The following is a 22,535-nucleotide window of genomic DNA, read 5'->3' as shown; positions in this document are numbered from 1 at the left end:
CATGTGGAATCCCAACCTGCCCCCGGTCAGCATCGATGACGCTCCCGACCGCCTTGGCGCCGGCAACCCCGAGCTGCAGGCAATGGTTGCCGAGGCAGCCTCAGGCGGCATCGCACTGATGCTGATGCACGTGGACATCGACCATTTCGCATCGGTCAATGAAAACATGAGTGCCGAAGTGGGCGACCAGGCGCTGGTGCTGGTGGCACAGCGCCTGCAGTCCTACCTGCGCGGGCGCGGCAAGTTGTGGCGACATGGCAGCGACGAGTTCCTGATCGCGGTGCCGCGCACCGCCGATCTGCCGTTGCCGGAGGATTTCGCCGAGGAGATCCGCCAACAGATGGAGCTGCCACTGTCGGTGCTGCCGTACACGTTGTTCATGACCGGCAAGCTGGGCGTGAGCCTGTGCCCGGAACATGCCAGCAGCACCTCGCGCCTGCTCGACCATGCCGAGGATGCGCTGTACCAGGCCGCCCGCGAAGGCGGCAATGCCGTGCGCATCCATGCGGTGGACACCCCGCCAAGCGCGCACAGCGAGAGCATCATCGCGCGCCAGATCGTCGATGCCATTCCCAATGGCGAGCTGAAGCTGCGCTACCAGCCACTGGTAAGCGCGCGCGACGGCCACGTGGTGGGCATGGAAGCGCTGCTGCGTTGGCAGTCGCCGACCCTGGGCATGCTGGTGCCGGAGCGCTTCATGCGCACCGCCGAACGCCTGGGGATCATCGTGCAGATCGGCACCTGGGTGCTGGAAGGCGCCTTGAAGCAGGCGCGGCTGTGGCGCGACCAGGGCTTCGATGACTTCACCATCGCAGTGAACGTGTCCACCCTGCAGCTGCTGCGGCCGAACTTCTTCGCCGAAGTGATGTCACTGCTGCAGGCGGCGGGCGTACCGGCGCACATGCTGACGCTGGAGATCAACGAGAGTGCGCTGACCAACAACGTCAATTTCGTCCACGAAACGCTGGCCAACCTGCGCAACGAAGGCATCAGCCTGAGCCTGGACAACTTCGGTACCGGCGACTCCAGCCTCAGCGCGCTAGTGCGCTACCCGGTGGACAAGCTGAAGATCGACCGCAGTTTCATCAAGAGCGCGCCGGCCGGCAATCGTGAAGCGGCCATCGCCCGCGCGATCATCGCCATGGGCCACCAGCTGGGCATGACCGTGATTGCCAACGGCGTGGAATCGCAGGCGCAGCTGGGCTTCCTGCGCCGCAACGACTGCGACGTGTTCCAGGGCTACCTGTTCGGCGAACCGATGTCGGCCGATGCCGCCGGCATGACCCTGCGCCGCCGCTACCTGCGCCCGGAAGCCTTCGCCGAGACACGTCCGGACCGGACGCTGCTGCTGCTGGATGATGAGGAAAACGTGCTGCGCTCACTGGTGCGCCTGTTCCGCCGCGACGGCTACCGCATCCTGGCCGCCGGCAACGTGCGCGATGCGTTCGACCTGCTGGCGATCAACGACGTGCAGGTGATCCTGTCCGACCAGCGAATGAGCGACATGAGCGGCACCGAGTTCCTCGGCCGGGTGAAGATGCTGTACCCGGATACGATCCGCCTGGTGCTGTCGGGCTACACCGATCTGAACACGGTGACCGATGCAATCAACCGCGGCGCGATCTATCGCTTCCTGACCAAGCCGTGGAACGACGACGAGCTGCGCAAGCACATCCACCAGGCGTTCCGCACGTACGAGGAACAGCGCCGCAGCAATGCCGGCCCGGCGCCGGTGGAGAGCGGAGATGGCGGCGAGGATCGCCCATTGCGGTAACCATCCCCTCTGGTAGAGCCGGCCGCTGGCCGGCTGCTCTGGAAATCGGGTTCAATGAGGTTGCCGGCCAGCGGCCGGCACTGCCAGAAGCGGTCAGCGCGGCTGCTTGACCGGCAGCACCACGCGGAAGCGCGAGCCCACGCCGGGCGTGCTGTCCAGGTCGATGCGGCCGTGGTGCTTGTTGATGATGCTGTAGGAGATCGACAGGCCCAGGCCGGTGCCACTGCCCACCGGCTTGGTGGTGAAGAACGGATCGAAGATGCGCTGGCGCAGTTCCGGCGAGATGCCACCGCCGGTATCTTCGAACTCGACCCAAACGTGATCGCCATCAACGCCGGTACGCACCGTGATCGTGCCGCGCTCGGCGATGGCATGGCCGGCGTTGAGCAGCAGGTTCATGTAGACCTGGTTCAACTCCGATGGCAGGCACTCCACCAGGGGCAACTGGCCGAACTCGCGCACCAGGGTGACCTTGTACTTGAGTTCGTTCCAGATGATGTTGATGGTCGATTCCAGGCCCGCGTGCAGGTCGACCAGCTTCCACGACTCGTCGCGGCCGGAATACGAGAAATCCTTCAGGTCGCGCACGATGCGGGTGACCCGCTCGATGCCTTCGCGCGATTCCGCCATCAGCTGCGGCAGGTCGCGGCTGATGAAATCGATATCCAGACGGTCACGGATATCATCGATTTCCGGAATCAGCGCTTTCGGGTCCGGCGCGCGCAGGGCGCGCTCGTAGGCTTCGATCACGGTGAACAGGCTGCGCAGGTATTCCTGCAGGCTGCCCAGGTTGGAGTGCACGTAACCGATCGGGTTGTTGATCTCGTGCGCGACGCCGGCGGCCAGCTGGCCGATCGACGCCATCTTCTCCGACTGCAGCAGCTTTTCCTGGGTGCCATTGAGGCGCAGGTAGGCCTGGCGCAGTTCGGCATGGCGCTGCTGCAGCTCGCGTTCGTAGTCTTCCTGCCCTTCGATGTGGCGGAACAGGGCGAGGAAATGCCCCTGGCCGACCGGACCATGGTGGTACAGATGGGCGATGACCACGCCCTCGCCCAGCGGCAGGCTGCCATTCCAGTGACCATGCTGGCGAGCCTGTTCCAGCGCATCGGGTGGCAGCAGTTCGCGCAGGCGCTGCGGCGGCGGCAACCCGCCGTCCTCGCCACTGGCCAGCAGGTTCTGTGCGGCCGGATTGGCCAGGGCCACCCGCCCGTCATCGGTGAACAGCAGCAGGCCTTCGCGCAGGCGCTCAAGCAGGGCCTGCAGCACCGGCTGCGGCGGAAGGGGGGCGGTAACCAGGGCGTTGGCAGCGGACACGGCGACTCGGGACGTTCGAACAGGCGCCCAATATACGCGGTCATGCAGCGGGCTTCAGCCCGCCGGGAGGGGTTATGCGACCGCCGTCGCCTCAGGCGACGGCGAGGGGCCGGCCGATGCTGACCGTGTGCGACTGGCCCTTGGCATCGTAGGCCGAGGCGTCTTCGGTGCGGCCGAGCTGGCGCAGCGCCCAGTTCACCTCGCGGCGGCGGCGCGACAGCAGCACGCCGTTGGCCCGGTTGCGCTCGGCCAGTTCCTGCAGCTGTTCGCCCTCGCCCACCGGTGGCGCGCCTTCCAGCGCACGCAACGCTTCCAGCTTGGCGCCGGTAGCCCGGATCAGGGCGTGCACGTCGTGCTCGACCAGGGCCTGGCGTTCAACGTCCAGGGCCTGGGCGAGACGCTGCAGCGGCTCGCTCATCGCCGCAGTCATCCGTGCAGCTGCTGGTCCAGATCGAGCATGCGCGATGCGATCGCGTCCGGATTGATCTTGTAGGTGCCGTTCTGCAGCGACTCGCGCACGGCGGCCACGCGCTGGGCGTCGATCGCCGGGGCGGTGGTCAGCTCGCGCTCGATGGCCTGCAGATTGGTGGCCTCGCCGGTCAGGCGCAGGCTGTCGGCCGCCTCGACCGGGCGCGCCGCCGCATCGGTGCTGACACCGGGCTTGTTGGCCGGGGTCGTCACGCTGCGCAGTGCCTGGGGGACCTGCAGGTTGCCGTCGATTTTCTGGCTCATGGGGTGTCCTGGAGTTGCCGTTCACAAGGGATAACGGCCGCAGGGCCGTGATCTTTAGGGATATTTTGCGGTAATTCAACGCGCCACGATTACGTCACCTGCGGCATCGACCGTGCCTTGCACGATCCGCCGCGAGGACAGGTTCTCGACCGAGACCCGTTCGTTCTCACCGGCATCACCCATCGCACGGCCGGCAATGCGGACCTCGACCGAGCCGCGACGCGACACCAGGGCCACATTGTCTCCTCGCTTGATGAGACGCTGCACCACCAGATCGTTGTTCGACAGCAGGGCTCCGGCCTGCAACGGACGGCGGGCGACGCGGCCGATCGCTGCATTGGGATCGGACAGCACCGCGCCGGCAATCCGGGCAGCGTCACGCTGGGCAGTGGTGATATCGGCGGCAGTGAGGGTTTCTCCAGTGCCGATTCCGCGGTTGAGCACCAGTACGGTCTGGTTGCGCCGCACCTTTACCGGCACGAACAGGCGCCAGCCGCCCGCATCCGGACAGCTGACCTCCACCGTGGTGTTGGCGGTGGGCTGCACCTGTAACGCCCCCCCGCACTTCGGCAGGCGCAGCGCATCGGCCACCTGGGCCTCGCCCTCGCTGCCCGCCGGCAGCGTCGACAAGGCCGCCGCGCGGATGCTTGCCACCGGCTGCCAGTCGGCGGCAGCCGCCCACGGCGAGGCCACGGCCAGCGCGATGGCGAATAGAGATGTGACCCGGCACATGGCGCCTCCTTCAATCGGCAAGAGCTGGCCCAGGTGCGTGCAAGGGGTGTGCCAGAGGGGCACTTGTAGAGTCAGGCCATGCTCGACCGCTTTGCGCCCAACAGCCAGCCGAGCATCGCTCGACGCTACATAGAGCCCCGGTCGAACATGGGGCGACGCCACAATTGCGGTGCGGAGCGCGCAGTGGCAGAGCGCCCTCAAGTTTGGCGCCCAACGCGCCGATACAGCAGCCATGTCCCATGACCTGCTCAACCGGATCGACCAGCGGACCCGCCTGGCCGGCCACAACCGCCTGGCGCTGCTGCTGTTCCGTCTCGGCGGACGTCAGCTTTTTGGCGTCAATGTCTTCAAGGTGCAGGAAGTCCTGCGGCGCCCGGAGCTGTTCCAGGTACCCGGCCTGCCCAGCCAGTTCGCCGGCGTGGCCGACGTGCGCGGCCGCTCGGTGCCGGTGCTGGACCTGGGCCTGGCCATCGGCCACCCCGAACGTGAGCCCGATGCCGATACCTCGCCGGGTTACCTGGTCGTCACCGAGTTCAACCGCTCGATCCAGGGGTTCCTGGTCAGCGGCGTCGAACGCATCGTCAACATCGCGGTGGAAGACATCCACCCGCCGCCGGAGCTTGGCGCCGAGTCGAGCTACCTGACCGCGGTAACCCGCTTCCAGGGTGAGCTGATCCAGGTGATCGACGTTGAAAGCGTGCTGGCCGATATCGCCCAGGTCCGCGGTGACGCCGTACTCGATCCGGCGATGGCAATGCCCGCCGATGGCCCCCAGCTGCAGGTGCTGGTGGTGGACGACTCGCGCGTGGCCCGCCAGCAGATCCGCAGCGTGCTGGATCAGCTGGGCGTGGGTGCCACCCTGCTTTCCGATGGCAAGCAGGCTCTCGACCACCTCTTGCAGATCCAAGCCTCGGGCGAAAACCCCGCCGAACGCTATGCCATGGTCATCTCCGACATCGAGATGCCGGCCATGGACGGGTACACGCTGACGACGGAAATCCGGCGCCATCCGGGCCTGGCCGGCCTCTACGTGCTGCTGCACACCTCGCTGTCGGGTGTCTTCAACAACGCCATGGTCGAGCGTGTCGGCGCCAACGCCTTCGTCGCCAAGTACTCGCCGCACGAGCTGGCTGACTTCGTGCTGGACCGCCTGCGCAAGGTGGCGATGGCGGCCTGACGGCCACTGATCCGGTAGTGCCGGCCGCTGGCCGGCAACCGCAGATCCATCGGGGAGCCGGCCAGCGGCCGGCACTACCCTCTCGAATTTGGCACACCCCTTGCAGCTTCCCGGGCAACGTTCCCGTGGGAGTGCACCGTGCGCAACCTGATTACCGACTACCTGGGCGTCCACGCCCAGGCCATGCCGTTGCGCGAACAGCGGATGAAGCTGATCGCCAGCAACCTCGGCAATGCCGACACGCCCGGCTACAAGGCCCAGGACCTGGACTTCGATGCCGCCCTGCGCCATGCCCAGGGGCAGGATGCCAACGGCCTGATGGCCACCACCCATGAGCAGCACTACGAAATCAGTAGTGGCCTGAACCCGTTCCAGATCGCGCGCGAGGGCGTGCAGCCCAGCCTGGACGGCAACACCGTCGATCCCGATGCCGAGCGTGCCGCCTATGGCCGAGCCGCGCTCGAGTACCGCGCCTCGCTCAGCTTCGTCGAGAGCAAGGTGCGTTCCATGCTGACCGCGATCACGGGGCAATAAGCCATGAGCAACCTGCCGATCTTCGATATCGCCGGCTCCGCGCTGCAGGCGCAGTCGGTGCGCATGAGCACCATCGCCTCCAACCTCTCCAATGCCGACACCGTCGCCGGTTCTGCCGACGCCGTGTACAAGCCGCTGGAGCCGATCTTCCAGGCCGTCACCAGCAAGAACGATCCCAACATCACCTCGGTGAAGGTGAAGGAGATCACCCAGAGCGAGGCGGCGCCGATCAAGCGCTACGAGCCGGGCCACCCGCTGGCAGACGCCGATGGCTACATCTACCAGCCCGACGTCGATCCGGTGGCGCAGATGGTCAACCTGATCTCGACCTCGCGCAATTACCAGGCCGGCGTGGAGATGTTGACCACCGCCAAGGAACTGGCCCTGGCCACCTTGACCATGGGCCGCTGAGGCCCGCAGCACCGGATACCGCCATGACCACCGCCGTCAACAACCAGACCAGCCAGGACGTCTATTCCGCGCTGGGCCTGAACGCCCCCAACAGCAACGCCACGAAAAAGAAGAACACGCTCGACCAGGCCGACTTCCTGCGCCTGATGACCGAGCAGCTGCAGCACCAGGATCCGCTGAAGCCGATGGACAACACGCAGATGGTCGCGCAGATGGCGCAGATGTCCACCGTGCAGGGCATCACCGATCTGAACAAGACGGTGAAGGGCTTCCAGGAATCGATGGCCAGCGACCAGGTGCTGCGTGGCGCGGCGCTGGTCGGCCACCAGGTGCTGGTGCCATCGGAAAAGCTGGTGCTGGAGAAGGAAGGCAGCGTCGAGGGCACGGTGGCCGCGCCGTCGGCCGGCATCATCACCGTGGATATCACCGATGCCACCGGCGCCAAGGTCACCTCGCTGAGCGTGGAAGCCAAGGCAGCAGGCGAAACCGCCTTCCAGTGGGACGGCAAGGACGCCAACGGCAAGCGCATGGAGCCGGGCAAGTATTCCATCGTTGCCAACCATGTCGATACCGCCGGCAAGAGCACCAAGCTGTCCACCTATGTGCAGGCGCCGGTGGAAAGCGTGACCGTCGGATCCGACGGCCTGTACCTGAACCTCAAGGGCCTGGGCACGGCCCCGATCGACTACGTGCTCCGCGTCAGCTGAGCCGCACATCCCGCATCAACCAGGAGCATCCCATGGGCTTCAATGTCTCGCTGTCCGGCATCAATGCCGCCAACACCGACCTGAGCGTCACCGCCAACAACGTCGCCAACGTCAACACCACCGGCTTCAAGCAGTCGCGCGCCGAGTTCGCCGATCTGTTCGCCTCCACCAGCTATGGCCTGTCGAAGAACCAGACCGGCTCGGGCGTGCGCGTCTCCAACGTCGCCCAGCAGTTCATCCAGGGCCACAACGAGCAGACCGGGCGCAGCCTGGACATGGCCATTTCCGGTGAGGGCTTCTTCACCATGAACATGAACGGTTCGCGTGTGTATTCGCGTGCCGGCAACTTCCAGACCGATTCGGCCGGCTACGTGGTCAATCCGCAGGGCGCGCGCCTGCAGGTGTTCGCGCCGAATGCCGATGGCACCAACTTCGACGCCGGCCGCCTGGTCGACCTGCAGCTGTTGACCACCGACAGCCCGCCGAAGCAGACCAGCGAAGTGAAGGTGGGCTTCACCCTGCCGGCCAACGCCAAGCAGCCGACCGTGGCCACGTTCGACCCGACCGACTCCAACAGCTACAACCACTCCAGCGGCGGCATCACCGTGTACGACTCGCTGGGCGTGAGCCACATCCAGGTCTCGTACTTCGTGAAGGGCGCCAACCCCAACGAATGGACCGTGCACAACTATGTCGATGGCCAGCCCGCTGGCACCCCGACCGCGGTCACCTTCGACAACAGCGGCAAGTTGACCGCCCCGGCCAACGGCAAGGTTGGCCTCGGCACCTTCACCCCGACCACGGGCGCTGGCCAGCTGAACATGACGCTGGACATCAGCGGTTCGACCCAGTACGGCGAGAAGTTCGCCCTGCGCAACACCCAGCAGGACGGCTATGCCGCCGGCAAGCTCAACGAGATCACTGTGTCCGAGTCGGGCGTGGTCTATGCGCGCTACTCCAACGGCGACGACAAGCCGCTGGGCCAGGTCGCACTGACCACCTTCAACAACACCCAGGGACTGGAATCGAAGGGCAACAACCTGTGGGTGGAGACCTTCGAGTCAGGCACGCCGCGCACCGGAATGCCGGACACCTCCAATCTCGGCAAGATCCAGGCCGGCTCGCTGGAAGCGTCCACCGTCGATCTCACCGAGCAGCTGGTCAACATGATCACCGCGCAGCGCAACTTCCAGGCCAACGCGCAGATGATCACCACGCAGGACCAGATCACCCAGACCGTCATCAACATCCGTTGATGAGCTGCTGACCCTGTCACGGAACTCCCCCCATGGATAAAGCCCTTTACGTGGCGATGACCGGTGCCCGCGCCTCCCTGCAGGCGCAGGGAACGCTCAGCCACAACCTCGCCAACTCGGACACTCCTGGCTTCAAGGAAGCGCTGGCCAACACCGAAGCCTTCCCGATCAAGGGTCCGGGCTTTGCCTCGCGGGTGGATGCGCTGCACGTCGACGCCGGCTTCAACCGCCGGCCCGGCGCGCAGCACATCACCGGCAAACCGCTGGACCTTGCACTGCAGAGCGGCACCTGGCTGGCGGTGCAGGCGAGCGATGGCAGCGAAGCGTATACGCGTGGCGCAGCCCTGTCGGTGACGCCGAACGGCCAGCTGGTGACCTCCAGCGGCCGCACGGTGCTGGATGACAACAACAACCCGATCGCCATTCCGCCCTACCAGGCGATGGAGATCGGCGCCGACGGCACGATCTCGATCATCCCGCAGGGCGAAGGCCCGCAGACGATGGCGCAGATCGGCCGGATCAAGGTGGTGCAGGCGCCGGACGAGCGCCTCGAGCGCGGCCTGGATGGCCTGTTCCGCAACACCGACCCGCGCCAGCCGTTCGCACCGGCACAGGGCACCGCCGTGCACAGCGGGCAACTGGAGGGCAGCAACGTCGATGCCGCCGGTGCGCTGGTGCAGATGATCCAGCTGCAGCGCCAGTACGAAATGCAGGTTCAGGTGATCAAGCACGGCGACGACAACGCGCGCAGCGCCAACAGCCTGCTCCGCCTGGGCAGCTGACGGGTTTCCGGCGCCGCCCGGGCGCGGCGCTGGCACACCGCTTGCACACCCGCTACCAAGGGCCGCATTGCGCGGCCGGCTTCACCCAGACAGGACTCCGAAGATGAACCAGGCATTGTGGATCGCGAAAACCGGACTGGATGCGCAGCAGATGCGCATGTCGGTGGTTTCCAACAACCTCGCCAACACCAACACCACCGGCTTCAAGCAGGACCGCGCCAGCTTCGAGGACCTGCTGTACCAGCAGGTGCGGCAGCCGGGCGGCTCTTCGTCGGCGCAGACGCAGCTGCCGACCGGCCTGCAGCTGGGTACCGGCGTGCGCGTGGTCGCCACCGCCAAGAACTTCGAGCAGGGTGGACAGCAGCAGACCGGCCGCGCACTGGACGTGATGGTCAACGGACGCGGCTTCTTCGAAGTGCAGATGCCCGACGGCAGCTCGGCCTACACCCGTGATGGCTCGTTCAAGATCAACCAGGACAGCGAGCTGGTCACCAACAGCGGCTACCCGGTGCAGCCGGGCATCCAGATTCCCGAGGGCGCGCAGTCGGTCACCATCGGCAGCGACGGCACCATCAGCGTAAAGATGGCCGACAACGCCGCGTCGGTGGAAGTCGGTGCGCTGACCCTGACCGACTTCGTCAATCCGGCCGGCCTGCAGGCGCGCGGCGAGAACCTGTTCCTGGAAACCACGGCCTCGGGCCCGGCCCAGAACGGCAATCCCGGCCTGAACGGTCTCGGCACCGTGGTGCAGGGTGCGCTGGAAGGCAGCAACGTCAATGTGGTGGAAGAGCTGGTGTCGATGATCGAAACCCAGCGCGCCTACGAAATGAATGCCAAGGCGATCTCCACCACCGACTCGATGCTCGGCTATCTCAACAACAAGATCTGACCGGCCCAACCGGGAAACCGCCATGTCGCCCATTTCCAACCTCGCCCGTACTGCCCTCGCCTGCACCGTGGTCGCCCTGCTCGGTGGCTGCGTGATCGCGGGCGACGTGCGCCCCTATCCGGCGATGGCACCGATCCAGCCGATCATGCCGCCGCAGGCCGCGCCCACCGCCGGTGCGATCTACGCCGCTGGCCCGACCCTGCAGCTGTATTCGGACCGCCGCGCACGCGATGTCGGCGACCTGCTGACGATCACCCTGCTGGAAAACACCACCGCGCAGACCAGCGCCAACACAGCCACCAACAAGGAATCCAACCTGAGCCTGGGCACGCCGTCCATCCTTGGTGCGCCGGTCACCCTGGGCGGCAAGGACATCCTCAGTGCCACCGCCAAGGGCGCGCGTGACTTCACCGGCAAGGGCAACAGCGCGCAGAGCAACCGCCTGCAGGGCAGCGTCACGGTCACGGTGATCCAGCGCCTGCCCAACGGCAACCTGGTGGTGCAGGGGCAGAAGAACCTGCGGCTGAACCAGGGTGATGAACTGGTGCAGGTGCAGGGCATCGTGCGCCCGGGCGACATCAGCCAGGACAACACCATCCCTTCCAGCCGCGTGGCCGAGGCCCGCATCGTCTACGGCGGCCGCGGCCCGGTCGCGCAGTCCAACGCGATGGGCTGGCTGAGCCGCTTCTTCAATTCCGGCCTGACGCCGTTCTGAGTATGGCCATGAAAGCTCTCTTCTCTTCTACGTGGCAGCGACGCATGGCGTCGCTCTACGGATCATTCTTCCTTCTGCTGGCAATGGCTGCGCCTGCCAGCGCCGAGCGCATCAAGGACCTGGCCCAGGTCGGCGGCGTGCGCGGCAATGCGCTGGTGGGCTATGGCCTGGTGGTCGGCCTGGATGGCAGCGGCGACCGTACCAGCCAGGCGCCCTTTACCGTGCAGAGCCTGAAAAACCTGCTTGGCGAGCTGGGCGTGAACGTGCCGCCGAACGTCAATCCGCAGCTGAAGAACGTGGCCGCCGTGGCGATCCACGCCGAACTGCCGCCGTTCGCCAAGCCGGGCCAGCCGATCGACATCACGGTGTCTTCGATCGGCAACGCGGTGTCGCTGCGCGGCGGCTCGCTGCTGATGGCCCCGCTGCGCGGCGCCGATGGCCAGATCTATGCCATCGCCCAGGGCAATCTGATCGTGGGTGGCTTTGGCGCGCAGGGCAAGGACGGCTCCCGTGTCTCGGTGAACGTGCCCAGCGTCGGCCGTATTCCCAACGGCGCCACCGTGGAGCGTGCCCTGCCCGATCCGCTGGCCAACGGCGGCGACATCACCCTGAACCTGCACAACAACGATTTCACCACGGTCTCGCGCATGGTCGCCGCGCTCAACAACGCATTCGGCGAAGGCGCGGCACGCGCGATCGATGGCGTGACCGTCGCCGTCACCGCACCGACCGATCCGGGCGCACGCATCGGCCTGCTGGCGCGCATCGAGAACCTGGAACTGACCCCGGGCAGCGCCCCGGCCAAGGTGGTGGTCAATTCACGCACCGGCACCGTGGTCATCGGCCAGCAGGTGCGCGTGGGGCCGGCCGCGATATCGCATGGTTCGCTGACCGTGACCATCCAGGAAAACACCAACGTCAGCCAGCCCAATGCGCTGTCGGGCGGCCGTACCGTTGCCAGCCCGCAGTCCACCATCACCGCCACCAACGACGGCAGCCGCATGTTCAAGTTCAGCGGCGGCACCACCCTGGACGAAATCGTGCATGCGGTGAACGCCGTAGGCGCGGCACCGGGCGACCTGATCGCGATCCTGGAAGCCCTGAAGCAGGCCGGCGCACTGAGTGCCGAGCTTGAGGTGATCTGACATGCGCATCAATCCCGCATTCGACCTGCACCCGGCGCAGCAGAACGATCCGTCGAAGATCGACAAGGTCGCTCGCCAGCTGGAAGGCCAGTTCGCACAGATGCTGGTCAAGAGCATGCGCGATGCCAGCTTCGGCGACTCGCTGTTTCCCGGCGAGAACAAGATGTTCCGCGACATGTACGACCAGAAGATTGCCGAGGCGATGACCCGCGGCAAGGGCCTGGGCCTGTCCGGCATGATCACCCGCCAGCTGTCCGGCCAGGCCGCCGAAGGTCCGGCACTGGATACCCGCGTGGATCCGGCCAAGGCCAGCCGCGCTTACCAGCTCAACGCGCCGGCCAGGCCGGCACCGTCGCTGCCCCTGGAAGATGGCAGCCAGGCCGTGCGCATGCTGCAGCAGATGGCCGCAGGCGCGCAGCAAGGTGCGCAGGCCGCGCTGGCACCGATGGAGCAGGCACTGGACCTGATCGCCGGCCGTGAGAGCAGCGGCCTGCACCGCTCGCTGGGCACCGAGGATCCGTACATCGGCAGCCTGCAGGGCGAGGACTGGGCCGCCAACAGCGACCAGTGGACGGCGACGGCCAGCAATCGCGGCACGGCCGTGAGCCCGGCCGATGCCCTGGCCACGCGCACCGCGGTCGCCCAGCTCGGCGAGCATACCCCGGAGGGCTTCGTCGCCAGTATCTGGCAGCACGCACAGAGCGCGGCCAGGGAACTGGGCGTGGATGCCCGCGCCCTGGTCGCCCAGGCCGCGCTGGAGACCGGCTGGGGCAAGCGCCACATCAAGCATGCCGATGGCAGCACCTCGCACAACCTGTTCGGCATCAAGGCCACTGGCTGGAACGGCCAGCGCGCCACGGCCGGCACCCATGAATATGTCGATGGCGTGCGCCGCAACGAAACCGCCAGCTTCCGCGCCTACAGTTCACCGGCCGAGAGCTTTGCCGACTACGTGCGCCTGCTGAAGACAAGCCCGCGCTACCAGCAGGCCCTGCAGGCCGGCACCGACGTGCAGGGCTTCGCCCGTGGCCTCCAGCGCGCCGGTTACGCCACCGATCCGCGCTACGCCGCCAAGATCGCTGCGATCGCCGGCGGCCCGACCATCGAGCGCGCCGTAGCCGCCGTGGCCGACGCCGGCTCGCGCCTTGGCCAGACCTTCGCCAGCACCGCGACCGCGGCGCTGGGTATCACCCGTCGTTGAGGAACACCATGTCCAGCGTACTTTCCACCGGTACCGGTGCCCTGCTCGCCTTCCAGCGAGCGTTGGCGACCACCAGCCACAACGTGGCCAACCTCAATACACCCGGCTACAGCCGGCAGAAGGTCAACTTCGCCACCGCCGATCCACAGAACTATGGCTACGGCACGGTCGGCAACGGCACCCGCATCACCGACATCCGTCGCACGGCCGACCAGCTGGCGATCTCGCGCCTGCTCGACAGCAGCGGTGAGCTGGCGCGCCTGAAGCAGCTTTCGGGCATGGCCGACCGGGTCAACGCCCTGTTCTCCGATGCCGCCACCAACGTGGCCGGCGTCTGGTCGAACTTCTTCGACTCGGTCAGTGGCCTGTCGTCCAACGCGGCCGGCACCGCCGACCGCCAGAACATGCTCGACGGTGGCAAGGCGCTGGCCAACCGCTTCGTGCAGCTCAACACGCACCTGAACAATCTCAACAGCGAGGTCAACAACGGCCTGCTGGCCGGTGCGACCGAGGTCAACCGCCTTGCGCAGGAGATCGCGCAGATCAACGGTGCCATCGGCACCAACATTGCCTCGGCTGCACCGGACCTGCTCGACCGCCGCGACCAGCTGATCACCCAGCTGATCGGCTACACCGGTGGCACCGCGGTGATCCAGGACGGCGGCATCATGAATGTCTACACTGCCGGCGGCAACGCGCTGGTGGTGGGTACCACGGCGACCAAGGTCACCACCGTGGCCGATCCTTACCAGCCCGAGCGCCTGCAGTTGGCACTGGAGACCCAGGGCAACACCATCCGTCTCGACCCGAAGGCGGTCGGTGGCCAGATCGGTGGCCTGCTGGAATTCCGCGACACCGTGCTGACGCCTGCGCAGGCCGAACTGGGCAAGCTGGCGGTGGGCCTGGCCGAGAGCTTCAACCAGGTCCACCACCAGGGTGTGGATCTGTATGGCCAGATGGGCGGGGACTTCTTCAACATCGGCAGCCCGCGCGTGACCGGCAACAACAGCAATACCGGAACCGCCAGCCTCAGCGCCACCTATGGCGACCTGGGCAAACTGGACGCGCAGAACGTGGTGCTGCAGTTCGATGGCACCACCTGGAAGGCCAGTCGCGCCGACACCGGCGCCAGCATTCCCCTGACCGGTACCGGCACCGCCGCCGATCCGCTGGTGATCAACGGCGTGAACCTGGTCGTCGGCGGCACCCCGGCGGCCAATGACCGCTTCCTGCTGCAGCCCACCGCCGGCGTGGCCGGCAGCCTGGAGATGGCCATCACCGATCCGTCGCGCATTGCCGCGGCCGCCGCAGTCAAGGGCGCAGCCGCCACCGCCAACACCGGTACCGGCAAGCTGAGCGGCGTCACCGTCACCGATTCGGCCAACGCGAACCTGCGCAATCCGTCGGCGATCGTGTTCACCTCGGCGACCACCTACACCATCGACGGTGGCCCGCCCCAGACCTATACGCCTGGCCAGACCATCAGTGCCAACGGCTGGAGCTTCGTACTGGACGGTGCGCCGAAGGTGGGCGATACCTTCAACATCACCCCGACCCCGGCCGGTTCGTCGGACAACAGCAATGCCTCCAGGCTGGCCAAGGTGGAAAGCACGAAGGCCTTCAACGCCGGAACGGTGACACTGAACGGTGCACTGGGTGGCCTGACCACCCAGGTCGGCGCCGCCGCCCGCTCGGCCGAGTACTCGCTCGATGCGCAGCTGGTGATCAATGACAAGGCACAGGAAGCCCGCGACGAGGTCTCCGGCGTGAATCTGGACGAAGAGGCCGCCGACATGCTGCGCCTGCAGCAGGCCTACCAGGCTGCCTCACAGCTGATTTCCACCGCCGACAGCATGTTCCAGACCATCCTGGGGGCCGTCCGCCGATGAGCAGCCGCATCTCCACCAGCATGATGTTCAACCAGTCGGTGTCGCTGATGATGGCCAAGCAGGCCAAGCTCAGCCACCTGGAGCAGCAGATTGCTACTGGCAGCAAGATCGTCAGCGCCAAGGACGATCCGGTTGCCGCCGGCACTGCAGTCGGCCTTGACCGCAGCCTGGCCGCACTGGACCGCATGAAGCTCAACGCCGGCAATGTGCAGAACCGCCTGGGCGTGCAGGAAAACACCCTGGCGCAGGTCAACGACCTGATGGCGCGCGTCAATGATCTGACCATCCAGGCCAGCAATCCGGCGCTGAGCGCGGCCGACAAGAAGACGCTGATCACCGAGGTCAACCAGATCCGCGATGGCCTGCTGTCGCTGGCCAACGCCGACGATGGTACCGGCCGCTACGTGTTCGGTGGCACCAACGACGGTGACCCGCCGTTTGCCAAGATCAACGGCAAGGTCGTCTATCGCGGCGACCAGACCCAGCGCCAGGTTGAAGTCGGCCCCGATACCTATGTGCGCGACGCCCTGCCCGGCAGCGAGATCTTCATGCGTATTCCCACCGGCGACGGCTTCGTTGACGGCAGCGCCGCGGCCGGCAACACCGGCAACGGCGTGCTGACCAACATCACCCGCGACGGCAGCGACAGCTGGAACGGCCAGGGCTTCAGCGTGCGCTTCACCACCGGCACCCAGTACGAGGTGGTGGATGGTGCGGGCAACGTGACCGGCACCGGCACCTACAAGGCTGGCGACGACCTGGAAGTGAACGGTGTGCGCCTGCGCATCACCGGCGCACCCGCAGCGGGCGACAGCTTCAGCGTACAGGCCGCCAGCAGCCGCGACATCTTCGCCACCATGGACAACCTGGTCGCCGCGCTGGGTGCCGACACCGGTACCACCGCGCAGATGACTGCGCAGCAGAATCAGCTGCAGAGCGCACTGCGCGACGTGGCGCGCGCCTCGGAGCGGATGATCGATTCGCGCGCTGCGGGAGGCGCGCAGCTGAAGGCGCTGGACAACGCGGCGGAGATGCGCGAGGCCAATGGCGTGACCCTGAAGACCACGCTGTCGCAGATGCGCGACCTGGATTACGCCGATGCACTGAGCCAGTACCAGCTGCAGAGCACCGCACTGCAGGCGGCGCAGACGATCTTCTCGCAGATGCAGTCGATGTCGCTGTTCAACAAGCTGCGCTGACGCCTCTCCTGCGTCACCCCTGAAAGGCCGCGATGCCCTGCATCGCGGCCTTTTTCGTTTGCGCGCCTGCCCGCCGCCACGCGGCCCTCTGGCCATCTCCGGCCGATTTTCCGTGATTGCCCATCAAGCCGGGTCGCACCCCGCCGATACCTTCATCAGCGCTGGTCAGGCCCTGCCCGACCGCCCCGCCCGGGGTCGCTTCCATCCTGGCAACAGGGCTGAAAACCCCGGGAAAACAGCTTCAGGCAACGAATTCCGGCTTCAGCGGAATTCACGGCTAAAGGTTGTTGACAAAGCGCCGTTATTCATTTGGCAACGGCGAAGCACACAGCCACACAAAAAAACAGGCGGCGCTTCGTTTCATTCACCAACGGGTTCCATATAAGAGGAGACGACCCCATGGCACAGGTAATCAACACCAATACGATGTCGCTCAACGCTCAGCGCAACCTGAGCACCAGCGGCAGCTCGCTCGCTACCACCATCCAGCGCCTCTCGTCCGGCCTGCGCATCAACAGCGCGAAGGACGACGCGGCCGGCCTGGCCATCAGCGAGCGCTTCACCACCCAGATCCGCGGTCTGGACGTGGCCATCCGCAACGCCAACGACGGCATCTCGCTGGCCCAGGTCGCCGAGGGTTCGCTGAACGAAGTCGGCAACAACCTGCAGCGCATCCGCGAACTGGGTGTGCAGGCCTCCAACGCCACCAACTCGGCCAGCGACCGCAAGGCCCTGCAGGCGGAAGTGACCCAGCTGGTCTCGGAAATCGATCGTGTGGCCAAGCAGGCCGACTTCAACGGTACCAAGCTGCTGGACGGCAGCTTCACCAGCCAGCTGTTCCAGGTGGGCGCCAACGCCGGCCAGGCCATTGCCATCAACAGCGTGGTCAACGCCAAGGCCGATTCGCTGGGGGCTGCCACCTTCGCCAACGGCTACACCGGCACCGCGCTGGCGGTGGACAAGGCCACGGCCGACACCACCTACTCCGGCCTGCAGGTCTCGGTCACCCCGCCGGGCGGCACCGCCACCACGGTCACCATCAGCGACTTCACCGTGAAGGCCGGCGAGTCGATCACCTCGGCCACCGCTGCGGCGATCAACAACAAGCTGGGTGAAACCGGCGTGGTGGCCTCGGTCAATGCCGGCGTCATCAGCCTGGCTTCGGTCAAGGATGGCCAGACCTTCGCCCTGGGCGTCAGCGCGGCAACCCCGCCGGCCGGCGTCACCGCCGCGACCATCGCCGGCCTGGGCCTGACCGAGACCAGCACCAACGGCGGCACCCTGACCGGTGCAGCGGCCAGCTTCGTCAAGGACCTGAACGTCACCACCGCCGAAGGCGCACAGAAGGCGATGTCGATCGTCGACAAGGCCCTGGAATCGGTCAACAGCGTCCGCGCCGACCTCGGCGCGATCCAGAACCGCTTCACCTCGGTGGTGGCCAACCTGCAGACCTCCTCGGAGAACCTGTCCGCATCGCGCAGCCGCATCCGCGATACCGACTTCGCCAAGGAAACCGCCGAACTGACCCGCACCCAGATCCTGCAGCAGGCCGGTACGGCCATGCTGGCCCAGGCCAACCAGGTACCGCAGAACGTGCTCAGCCTGTTGCAGCGCTGACATGAGCCGCCCCCGGGGCACGTCGGGGGCGTCTGACCCAACTCACGTGCAACCGCTCAAGGACCTCTCCTCATGGCACAAGTCATCAACACCAATACGATGTCGTTGAATGCTCAGCGTAACCTGAGCACCAGCGGCAGCTCGCTGGCTACCACCATCCAGCGCCTGTCCTCCGGTTCGCGCATCAACAGCGCCAAGGACGACGCCGCCGGCCTGGCGATCTCCGAGCGCTTCGGCACGCAGATCCGCGGTACCGACGTCGCCATCCGCAATGCCAACGACGGCATCTCGCTGGCCCAGGTCGCCGAAGGCTCGCTGACCGAGATCGGCAACAACCTGCAGCGTGTCCGCGAGCTGTCGGTGCAGGCCGCCAACGCCACCAACTCGGCCAGCGACCGCAAGGCCCTGCAGGCCGAAGTGACCCAGCTGGTCTCGGAAATCGACCGCGTCGCCAAGCAGTCGGACTTCAACGGCACCAAGCTGCTGGACGGTTCGTTCTCCAGCCAGCTGTTCCAGGTCGGTGCCAACGCCGGCCAGGCCATCGCCATCGACAAGACCATCGATGCCAAGGCCAACGCCCTGGGCGGCGCCAAGTTCGACACCAACTCGCTGGCCCTGGCCGACCCGGGCACCAACGCCGACTTCAAGGTCACTGGCCTGCAGATCAATGGCGTCACCATCGCCGACGTCGATGTCAAGCAGGGTGCCGACGCCGCTGCTACCGGCAAGGCCTCCCGCGAGGCGCTGGTGACTGCCATCAACGCCAAGATCGGTGAGACCGGTGTCTACGCCGAAGTGAACGGCACCGCTGGCGTCACCCTGACCTCGGTCAAGGACAGCGTCAACGCCGATGGCTCGTTCAAGGCCATCACCGCTTCGGTGGGCACCTGGACCGGCGCCACCGCCCCGACCTTCACCGCCACCACTGCTGCTGCAGCGCCAGCCGCGAAGTACGCCAGCAACCTGGACGTCAGCACCGTGAAGGGCGCCCAGCAGGCGATGGAAATCGTCGACAAGGCCCTGGGTGCGATCAACAGCACTCGTGCCGACCTGGGCGCCGTGCAGAACCGCTTCACCTCGGTGGTGGCCAACCTGCAGACCTCGTCGGAGAACCTGTCGGCTTCGCGTAGCCGCATCAAGGACACCGACTTCGCCAAGGAAACCGCAGAACTGACCCGCACCCAGATCCTGCAGCAGGCCGGTACGGCCATGCTGGCCCAGGCCAACCAGGTGCCGCAGGGCGTGCTCAGCCTGCTGCGCTGATCCGCTTACTGATCGACCTCCGGGCGCTGCATGACGCCGCGCCCGGATCCTGAAACACGTTCCACCTTCGCCAAAGGAAATGCACCATGGCACAAGTCATCAACACCAACACCATGTCCCTGAATGCTCAGCGCAACCTGAGCACCAGCGGCAGCTCGCTGGCCACCACCATCCAGCGCCTGTCCTCCGGTTCGCGCATCAACAGTGCCAAGGACGACGCCGCCGGCCTGGCGATCTCCGAGCGCTTCGGCACGCAGATCCGCGGTACCGACGTCGCCATCCGCAACGCCAACGACGGTATTTCGCTGGCCCAGGTCGCCGAAGGTTCGCTGACCGAAATCGGCAACAATCTGCAGCGCGTCCGCGAGCTGTCGGTGCAGGCCTCCAACGCCACCAACTCGGCCAGCGACCGCAAGGCGCTGCAGGCCGAAGTGACCCAGCTGGTCTCGGAAATCGACCGCGTCGCCAAGCAGTCGGACTTCAACGGCACGAAGCTGCTGGACGGCACCTTCTCCAGCCAGCTGTTCCAGGTCGGCGCCAATGCCGGCCAGGCCATCGCCATCGACAAGACCATCGATGCCAAGGCCGGCTCGCTGGGCACCTCGACCTTCGCCACCGGCGCGACCGCCGCCCTGGCCGCCAGCACCGACGGCGCACGCTTCTCCGGCACCGTCATGGGCGTGGACATCGGCACGGTTGAAGTGAAGGCCGGCGCCACCACGGCGGATGCCTCCAAGGCCGTCGCCACCGCCATCAACGCCAAGATCGGCGAGGCCGGCATCTACGCCGAAGCCAATGCCGACGGCTCCCTGAAGCTGAGCTCGGTGAAGGAAGGCAAGGCCGTTGCCGCTGCCGATATCGCCCTGATGCGCAGCGACTACGACGCCACCGCCAAGACCTGGGGCGCCGCAGCGGCTGCCGGCGCCTACACTGCTGGCACCGACACCTCGGCCAACGTGCAGAAGCTGGACGTGAGCACCGTGCTCGGTGCCCAGCAGGCCCTGGAAGTGGTCGACAAGGCCCTGGGTGCGATCAACAGCACCCGCGCCGACCTCGGTGCGATCCAGAACCGCTTCACCTCGGTCGTGGCCAACCTGCAGACCTCGTCGGAAAACCTGTCGGCTTCGCGCAGCCGCATCAAGGACACCGACTTTGCCAAGGAAACCGCAGAGCTGACCCGCACCCAGATCCTGCAGCAGGCCGGTACGGCCATGCTGGCCCAGGCCAACCAGGTGCCGCAGGGCGTGCTCAGCCTGCTGCGCTGATCCACGGCAAGAAGGCGCCGCTACCGTCGGGTCGAACCGACGGTAGCGGCAACCGGGAAGCCACGATGCACGAAGGCGCGGGCCATGCCCGGCCCGGGATGAGTCCCGAACCGGCTTGGCATCGCCCGCTCCTGCGGACCTCTCTTTCAGCGCTGTACCTTTGACTGTACGTACCGGGCGGCTTCGTCTCCCCCCGATTGTCAGTAGTCTGATCCCTCCCCTGCATTGGGGGAGGGCTTTTTGCAGACTCCCGGCAGCCCGCGGTGAACCCACCCGCACCCTGCCCCAGCCCTCCTGCAACCCGCGTGCCAGAACCTGCGCCAGGCGATTGGCACGGCACGTGCATCAACGAAGTCCTCAAGACCCAGCGGCGCAGGCCGCTATTTTCGTTGACGACGGGCCACCGCACGACGGCCGGGCCCGGATACCAGGAGAAACGACGTGGCAGACTTTGGATACGGTGGCATTGGCTCGGGGCTCAACATCTCGGACATCGTCAACCAGCTGGTCGCAGCCGACCGCAAGCCCGCCGACAATGCGCTGAACCTGCAGCAGTCCAAGGCCAAGATGCAGCTGTCGTCGATCGGCACCATCACCTCGGCCTTCGACAAGCTGAAGACGGCGCTGACCGCACTGAAGGCCACCACGGCGTTCGACACGCGCACCGTGACCGCAAGCAAAGGCGGCGACAAGGGCACCGACGAGATCCTGACGGCGTCGGTCGCGCTGTATGACGTCGGCACAACCAAGGCTGCCGCCTCCAATGGCACGCACGTGGTCAATGTCACCTCGCTGGCCACCGCGCACAAACTGATCGCCGATACCTCGGTACCCAAGACCGACACGTTTGCTGCCGGAACCTTGACGCTGACCGTTGGCGTGGGCGACAAGGCCAAGACCATGAACGTGGAGGTGGAGGACGGCGACACGCTGACCACCATCCGCAACAAGATCGATGCGGCTGGCCGCAAGGAAGGCGTGCAGGCCACCCTGATCAGCTCCGGCGACAACCAGTACCTGTCGATCGCCCAGGAGAAGACCGGTGCCGCCAACGCGATCAAGCTCGAATACGCAGGCAGCGACGCCAAGCTGGGGGGACTGGTCAACAGCCTCAAGCAGAACACCGCCGCCGCCGACGCCGAGCTGACCATCGATGGCGTGAAGGTCGTAAGCGCCAGCAATACGGTGGCCGATGCGGTTCCGGGCCTGACCCTGAACCTGAAGATGCCGGGCACCAGCACGGTGACCATCAGCACCGACACTGCGGCAGCCACCAAGGTGATGCAGGAGTTCGTCACCGCCTACAACGCCGCACTGGCGGCGATCAACACCGAAACCAAGTACGACGCCAAGACCAAGGAAGCCTCCACGCTGACCGGTGATGCGCAGATGCGCGGCGCCACCAGCCAGCTGCGCTCGGTGATGTCGAGCGTGCTCAAGGACCTGGCTGGTGACAAGCTCGATGCCAAGGCGATCGGTCTGGATACCCGCGGCTACCCCAATGCCGACGGCACGCTGATCCTGGACACCACCAAGTTCGCCGCCGCACTGGCCAGCCAGCCGGAGAAGATGCGCCAGGCGATCACCGGAGATACCGGCGGTGCCGGCAAGCTGTACACGCTGGTCGACGGCTATGTCAGCACCACGGTCGGCAAGGAAGGCGCGTTCGTCGCGCGGACCAAGGGACTGAACACCACGCTGGACAACATCGACAAGCGCCGCAAGGATCTCGACACGCGGATGAAGAGCGTGGAAGAGCGCTACAAGAAGCAGTTCATCGCGCTGGACAGCCTGATGGGCAAGTTGCAGCAGAGCAACACGGCGCTGCAGCAGCAGCTGGCACAGTTGAACCGCTGACGATGCGTGCGTGGCACTCAAGTTTGCCGCGCAATGCACCGATAACGGACGCAACAGCAATCATCGCCGCGCCGCC

General features: G+C 66.3%; 21 protein-coding genes. 17 read left to right on the top strand and 4 right to left on the bottom strand.

Annotation, left to right across the window (positions count from 1 at the left end; translation table 11 throughout):
- Window position 1: 1 nt before the first annotated feature.
- Window positions 2-1,774 (top strand): EAL domain-containing protein, encoded by a 1,773-nt coding sequence (locus tag ACEPA4_RS09735; protein ID WP_005416466.1) that lies wholly within the window; start codon window positions 2-4, stop codon window positions 1,772-1,774.
- A 93-nt stretch (window positions 1,775-1,867) separates the two neighbouring features.
- Here the strand turns inward: ACEPA4_RS09735 and ACEPA4_RS09730 are convergent, their stop codons facing one another.
- The 4 genes from ACEPA4_RS09730 to flgA form a co-directional block, all read right to left on the bottom strand.
- Entirely contained in the window at window positions 1,868-3,088 is a 1,221-nt protein-coding gene (locus ACEPA4_RS09730; RefSeq protein ID WP_053496680.1) for an ATP-binding protein, read from the bottom strand.
- 91 nt (window positions 3,089-3,179) lie between these two features.
- Complete coding sequence (locus ACEPA4_RS09725; protein ID WP_014037132.1) at window positions 3,180-3,518, bottom strand: FlgN family protein; 339 nt, start codon at window positions 3,516-3,518, stop codon at window positions 3,180-3,182.
- Window positions 3,515-3,820, bottom strand: a complete 306-nt coding sequence (gene flgM / locus ACEPA4_RS09720; protein WP_005409579.1) for a flagellar biosynthesis anti-sigma factor FlgM — start codon at window positions 3,818-3,820, stop codon at window positions 3,515-3,517. The genes ACEPA4_RS09725 and flgM overlap by 4 nt, the downstream gene beginning before the upstream one ends.
- Window positions 3,821-3,895: 75 nt before the next feature.
- On the bottom strand, window positions 3,896-4,552 hold the full coding sequence (flgA, locus tag ACEPA4_RS09715) for a flagellar basal body P-ring formation chaperone FlgA (RefSeq protein ID WP_005416463.1): 657 nt from the start codon (window positions 4,550-4,552) through the stop codon (window positions 3,896-3,898).
- Between the two features lie 232 nt (window positions 4,553-4,784).
- Between flgA and ACEPA4_RS09710 the strand changes: the two genes are divergently transcribed.
- From ACEPA4_RS09710 to fliD, 16 genes are all read left to right on the top strand, one after another.
- The gene (locus tag ACEPA4_RS09710) at window positions 4,785-5,729 is read left to right on the top strand and encodes a chemotaxis protein (RefSeq protein ID WP_005416462.1); all 945 of its coding nucleotides are present in this window, start codon (window positions 4,785-4,787) and stop codon (window positions 5,727-5,729) included.
- Window positions 5,730-5,867: 138 nt separating this feature from the next.
- Window positions 5,868-6,263 carry a flagellar basal body rod protein FlgB gene (flgB, locus tag ACEPA4_RS09705; RefSeq protein WP_005409576.1) on the top strand — a complete coding sequence of 132 codons (396 nt, stop codon included), beginning with the start codon at window positions 5,868-5,870 and terminating at the stop codon, window positions 6,261-6,263.
- Between the two features lie 3 nt (window positions 6,264-6,266).
- The gene (gene flgC, locus ACEPA4_RS09700) at window positions 6,267-6,674 is read left to right on the top strand and encodes a flagellar basal body rod protein FlgC (RefSeq protein WP_005416461.1); all 408 of its coding nucleotides are present in this window, start codon (window positions 6,267-6,269) and stop codon (window positions 6,672-6,674) included.
- Window positions 6,675-6,697: 23 nt separating this feature from the next.
- Window positions 6,698-7,381: a flagellar hook capping FlgD N-terminal domain-containing protein gene (locus tag ACEPA4_RS09695; RefSeq protein ID WP_005416460.1), complete on the top strand. Its 684-nt coding sequence runs from the start codon at window positions 6,698-6,700 to the stop codon at window positions 7,379-7,381.
- 32 nt (window positions 7,382-7,413) lie between these two features.
- A complete protein-coding gene (gene flgE, locus ACEPA4_RS09690) occupies window positions 7,414-8,637 on the top strand; it encodes a flagellar hook protein FlgE (protein ID WP_005416459.1) in 1,224 nt (407 codons plus the stop codon).
- A gap of 32 nt (window positions 8,638-8,669) precedes the next feature.
- Window positions 8,670-9,419, top strand: coding sequence for a flagellar basal body rod protein FlgF (locus ACEPA4_RS09685; RefSeq protein ID WP_188238623.1), 750 nt, complete (start codon window positions 8,670-8,672; stop codon window positions 9,417-9,419).
- Window positions 9,420-9,522: 103 nt separating this feature from the next.
- Window positions 9,523-10,308: a flagellar basal-body rod protein FlgG gene (gene flgG, locus ACEPA4_RS09680; RefSeq protein WP_005416457.1), complete on the top strand. Its 786-nt coding sequence runs from the start codon at window positions 9,523-9,525 to the stop codon at window positions 10,306-10,308.
- A gap of 22 nt (window positions 10,309-10,330) precedes the next feature.
- Window positions 10,331-11,023 carry a flagellar basal body L-ring protein FlgH gene (gene flgH / locus ACEPA4_RS09675; RefSeq protein ID WP_005416456.1) on the top strand — a complete coding sequence of 231 codons (693 nt, stop codon included), beginning with the start codon at window positions 10,331-10,333 and terminating at the stop codon, window positions 11,021-11,023.
- A 2-nt stretch (window positions 11,024-11,025) separates the two neighbouring features.
- Window positions 11,026-12,168, top strand: a complete 1,143-nt coding sequence (locus tag ACEPA4_RS09670; RefSeq protein ID WP_032954158.1) for a flagellar basal body P-ring protein FlgI — start codon at window positions 11,026-11,028, stop codon at window positions 12,166-12,168.
- 1 nt (window position 12,169) lies between these two features.
- Entirely contained in the window at window positions 12,170-13,369 is a 1,200-nt protein-coding gene (flgJ, locus tag ACEPA4_RS09665) for a flagellar assembly peptidoglycan hydrolase FlgJ (protein ID WP_262090558.1), read from the top strand.
- 8 nt (window positions 13,370-13,377) lie between these two features.
- A complete protein-coding gene (gene flgK / locus ACEPA4_RS09660) occupies window positions 13,378-15,258 on the top strand; it encodes a flagellar hook-associated protein FlgK (RefSeq protein WP_053496686.1) in 1,881 nt (626 codons plus the stop codon).
- Window positions 15,255-16,457, top strand: coding sequence for a flagellar hook-associated protein FlgL (gene flgL, locus ACEPA4_RS09655; protein ID WP_053496687.1), 1,203 nt, complete (start codon window positions 15,255-15,257; stop codon window positions 16,455-16,457). Before flgK ends, flgL begins: the two co-directional genes overlap by 4 nt.
- Window positions 16,458-16,856: 399 nt before the next feature.
- Window positions 16,857-18,074, top strand: coding sequence for a flagellin (locus ACEPA4_RS09650; protein WP_005416451.1), 1,218 nt, complete (start codon window positions 16,857-16,859; stop codon window positions 18,072-18,074).
- 72 nt (window positions 18,075-18,146) lie between these two features.
- Window positions 18,147-19,337 (top strand): flagellin, encoded by a 1,191-nt coding sequence (locus ACEPA4_RS09645; RefSeq protein WP_095377991.1) that lies wholly within the window; start codon window positions 18,147-18,149, stop codon window positions 19,335-19,337.
- A gap of 86 nt (window positions 19,338-19,423) precedes the next feature.
- Entirely contained in the window at window positions 19,424-20,602 is a 1,179-nt protein-coding gene (locus tag ACEPA4_RS09640) for a flagellin (RefSeq protein WP_111127724.1), read from the top strand.
- A 441-nt stretch (window positions 20,603-21,043) separates the two neighbouring features.
- A complete protein-coding gene (gene fliD / locus ACEPA4_RS09635; RefSeq protein WP_005416448.1) occupies window positions 21,044-22,459 on the top strand; it encodes a flagellar filament capping protein FliD in 1,416 nt (471 codons plus the stop codon).
- Window positions 22,460-22,535 lie beyond the last annotated feature (76 nt).

Origin of the sequence: Stenotrophomonas sp. P2112, from assembly GCF_041897515.1 — a bacterium.
Lineage (GTDB): Bacteria > Pseudomonadota > Gammaproteobacteria > Xanthomonadales > Xanthomonadaceae > Stenotrophomonas > Stenotrophomonas sepilia.
Note: the sequence above shows the minus strand (reverse complement) of the source record. Positions and strands in the feature narration are given on the sequence as shown.

What these genes read in the sequence shown, in the direction of transcription:
- flgK (WP_053496686.1), top strand. Translation starts at nt 13,378, where the DNA reads ATGTCCAGCGTACTTTCCACCGGTACCGGTGCCCTGCTCGCCTTCCAG.
- flgL (WP_053496687.1), top strand. Translation starts at nt 15,255, where the DNA reads ATGAGCAGCCGCATCTCCACCAGCATGATGTTCAACCAGTCGGTGTCG.
- ACEPA4_RS09735 (WP_005416466.1), top strand. Translation starts at nt 2, where the DNA reads ATGTGGAATCCCAACCTGCCCCCGGTCAGCATCGATGACGCTCCCGAC.
- flgE (WP_005416459.1), top strand. Translation starts at nt 7,414, where the DNA reads ATGGGCTTCAATGTCTCGCTGTCCGGCATCAATGCCGCCAACACCGAC.
- flgJ (WP_262090558.1), top strand. Translation starts at nt 12,170, where the DNA reads ATGCGCATCAATCCCGCATTCGACCTGCACCCGGCGCAGCAGAACGAT.
- ACEPA4_RS09645 (WP_095377991.1), top strand. Translation starts at nt 18,147, where the DNA reads ATGGCACAAGTCATCAACACCAATACGATGTCGTTGAATGCTCAGCGT.
- ACEPA4_RS09685 (WP_188238623.1), top strand. Translation starts at nt 8,670, where the DNA reads ATGGATAAAGCCCTTTACGTGGCGATGACCGGTGCCCGCGCCTCCCTG.
- ACEPA4_RS09670 (WP_032954158.1), top strand. Translation starts at nt 11,026, where the DNA reads ATGGCCATGAAAGCTCTCTTCTCTTCTACGTGGCAGCGACGCATGGCG.
- ACEPA4_RS09695 (WP_005416460.1), top strand. Translation starts at nt 6,698, where the DNA reads ATGACCACCGCCGTCAACAACCAGACCAGCCAGGACGTCTATTCCGCG.
- ACEPA4_RS09640 (WP_111127724.1), top strand. Translation starts at nt 19,424, where the DNA reads ATGGCACAAGTCATCAACACCAACACCATGTCCCTGAATGCTCAGCGC.
- flgG (WP_005416457.1), top strand. Translation starts at nt 9,523, where the DNA reads ATGAACCAGGCATTGTGGATCGCGAAAACCGGACTGGATGCGCAGCAG.
- flgH (WP_005416456.1), top strand. Translation starts at nt 10,331, where the DNA reads ATGTCGCCCATTTCCAACCTCGCCCGTACTGCCCTCGCCTGCACCGTG.
- ACEPA4_RS09710 (WP_005416462.1), top strand. Translation starts at nt 4,785, where the DNA reads ATGTCCCATGACCTGCTCAACCGGATCGACCAGCGGACCCGCCTGGCC.
- flgM (WP_005409579.1), bottom strand. Translation starts at nt 3,820, where the DNA reads ATGAGCCAGAAAATCGACGGCAACCTGCAGGTCCCCCAGGCACTGCGC.
- flgA (WP_005416463.1), bottom strand. Translation starts at nt 4,552, where the DNA reads ATGTGCCGGGTCACATCTCTATTCGCCATCGCGCTGGCCGTGGCCTCG.
- ACEPA4_RS09725 (WP_014037132.1), bottom strand. Translation starts at nt 3,518, where the DNA reads ATGACTGCGGCGATGAGCGAGCCGCTGCAGCGTCTCGCCCAGGCCCTG.
- ACEPA4_RS09650 (WP_005416451.1), top strand. Translation starts at nt 16,857, where the DNA reads ATGGCACAGGTAATCAACACCAATACGATGTCGCTCAACGCTCAGCGC.
- flgC (WP_005416461.1), top strand. Translation starts at nt 6,267, where the DNA reads ATGAGCAACCTGCCGATCTTCGATATCGCCGGCTCCGCGCTGCAGGCG.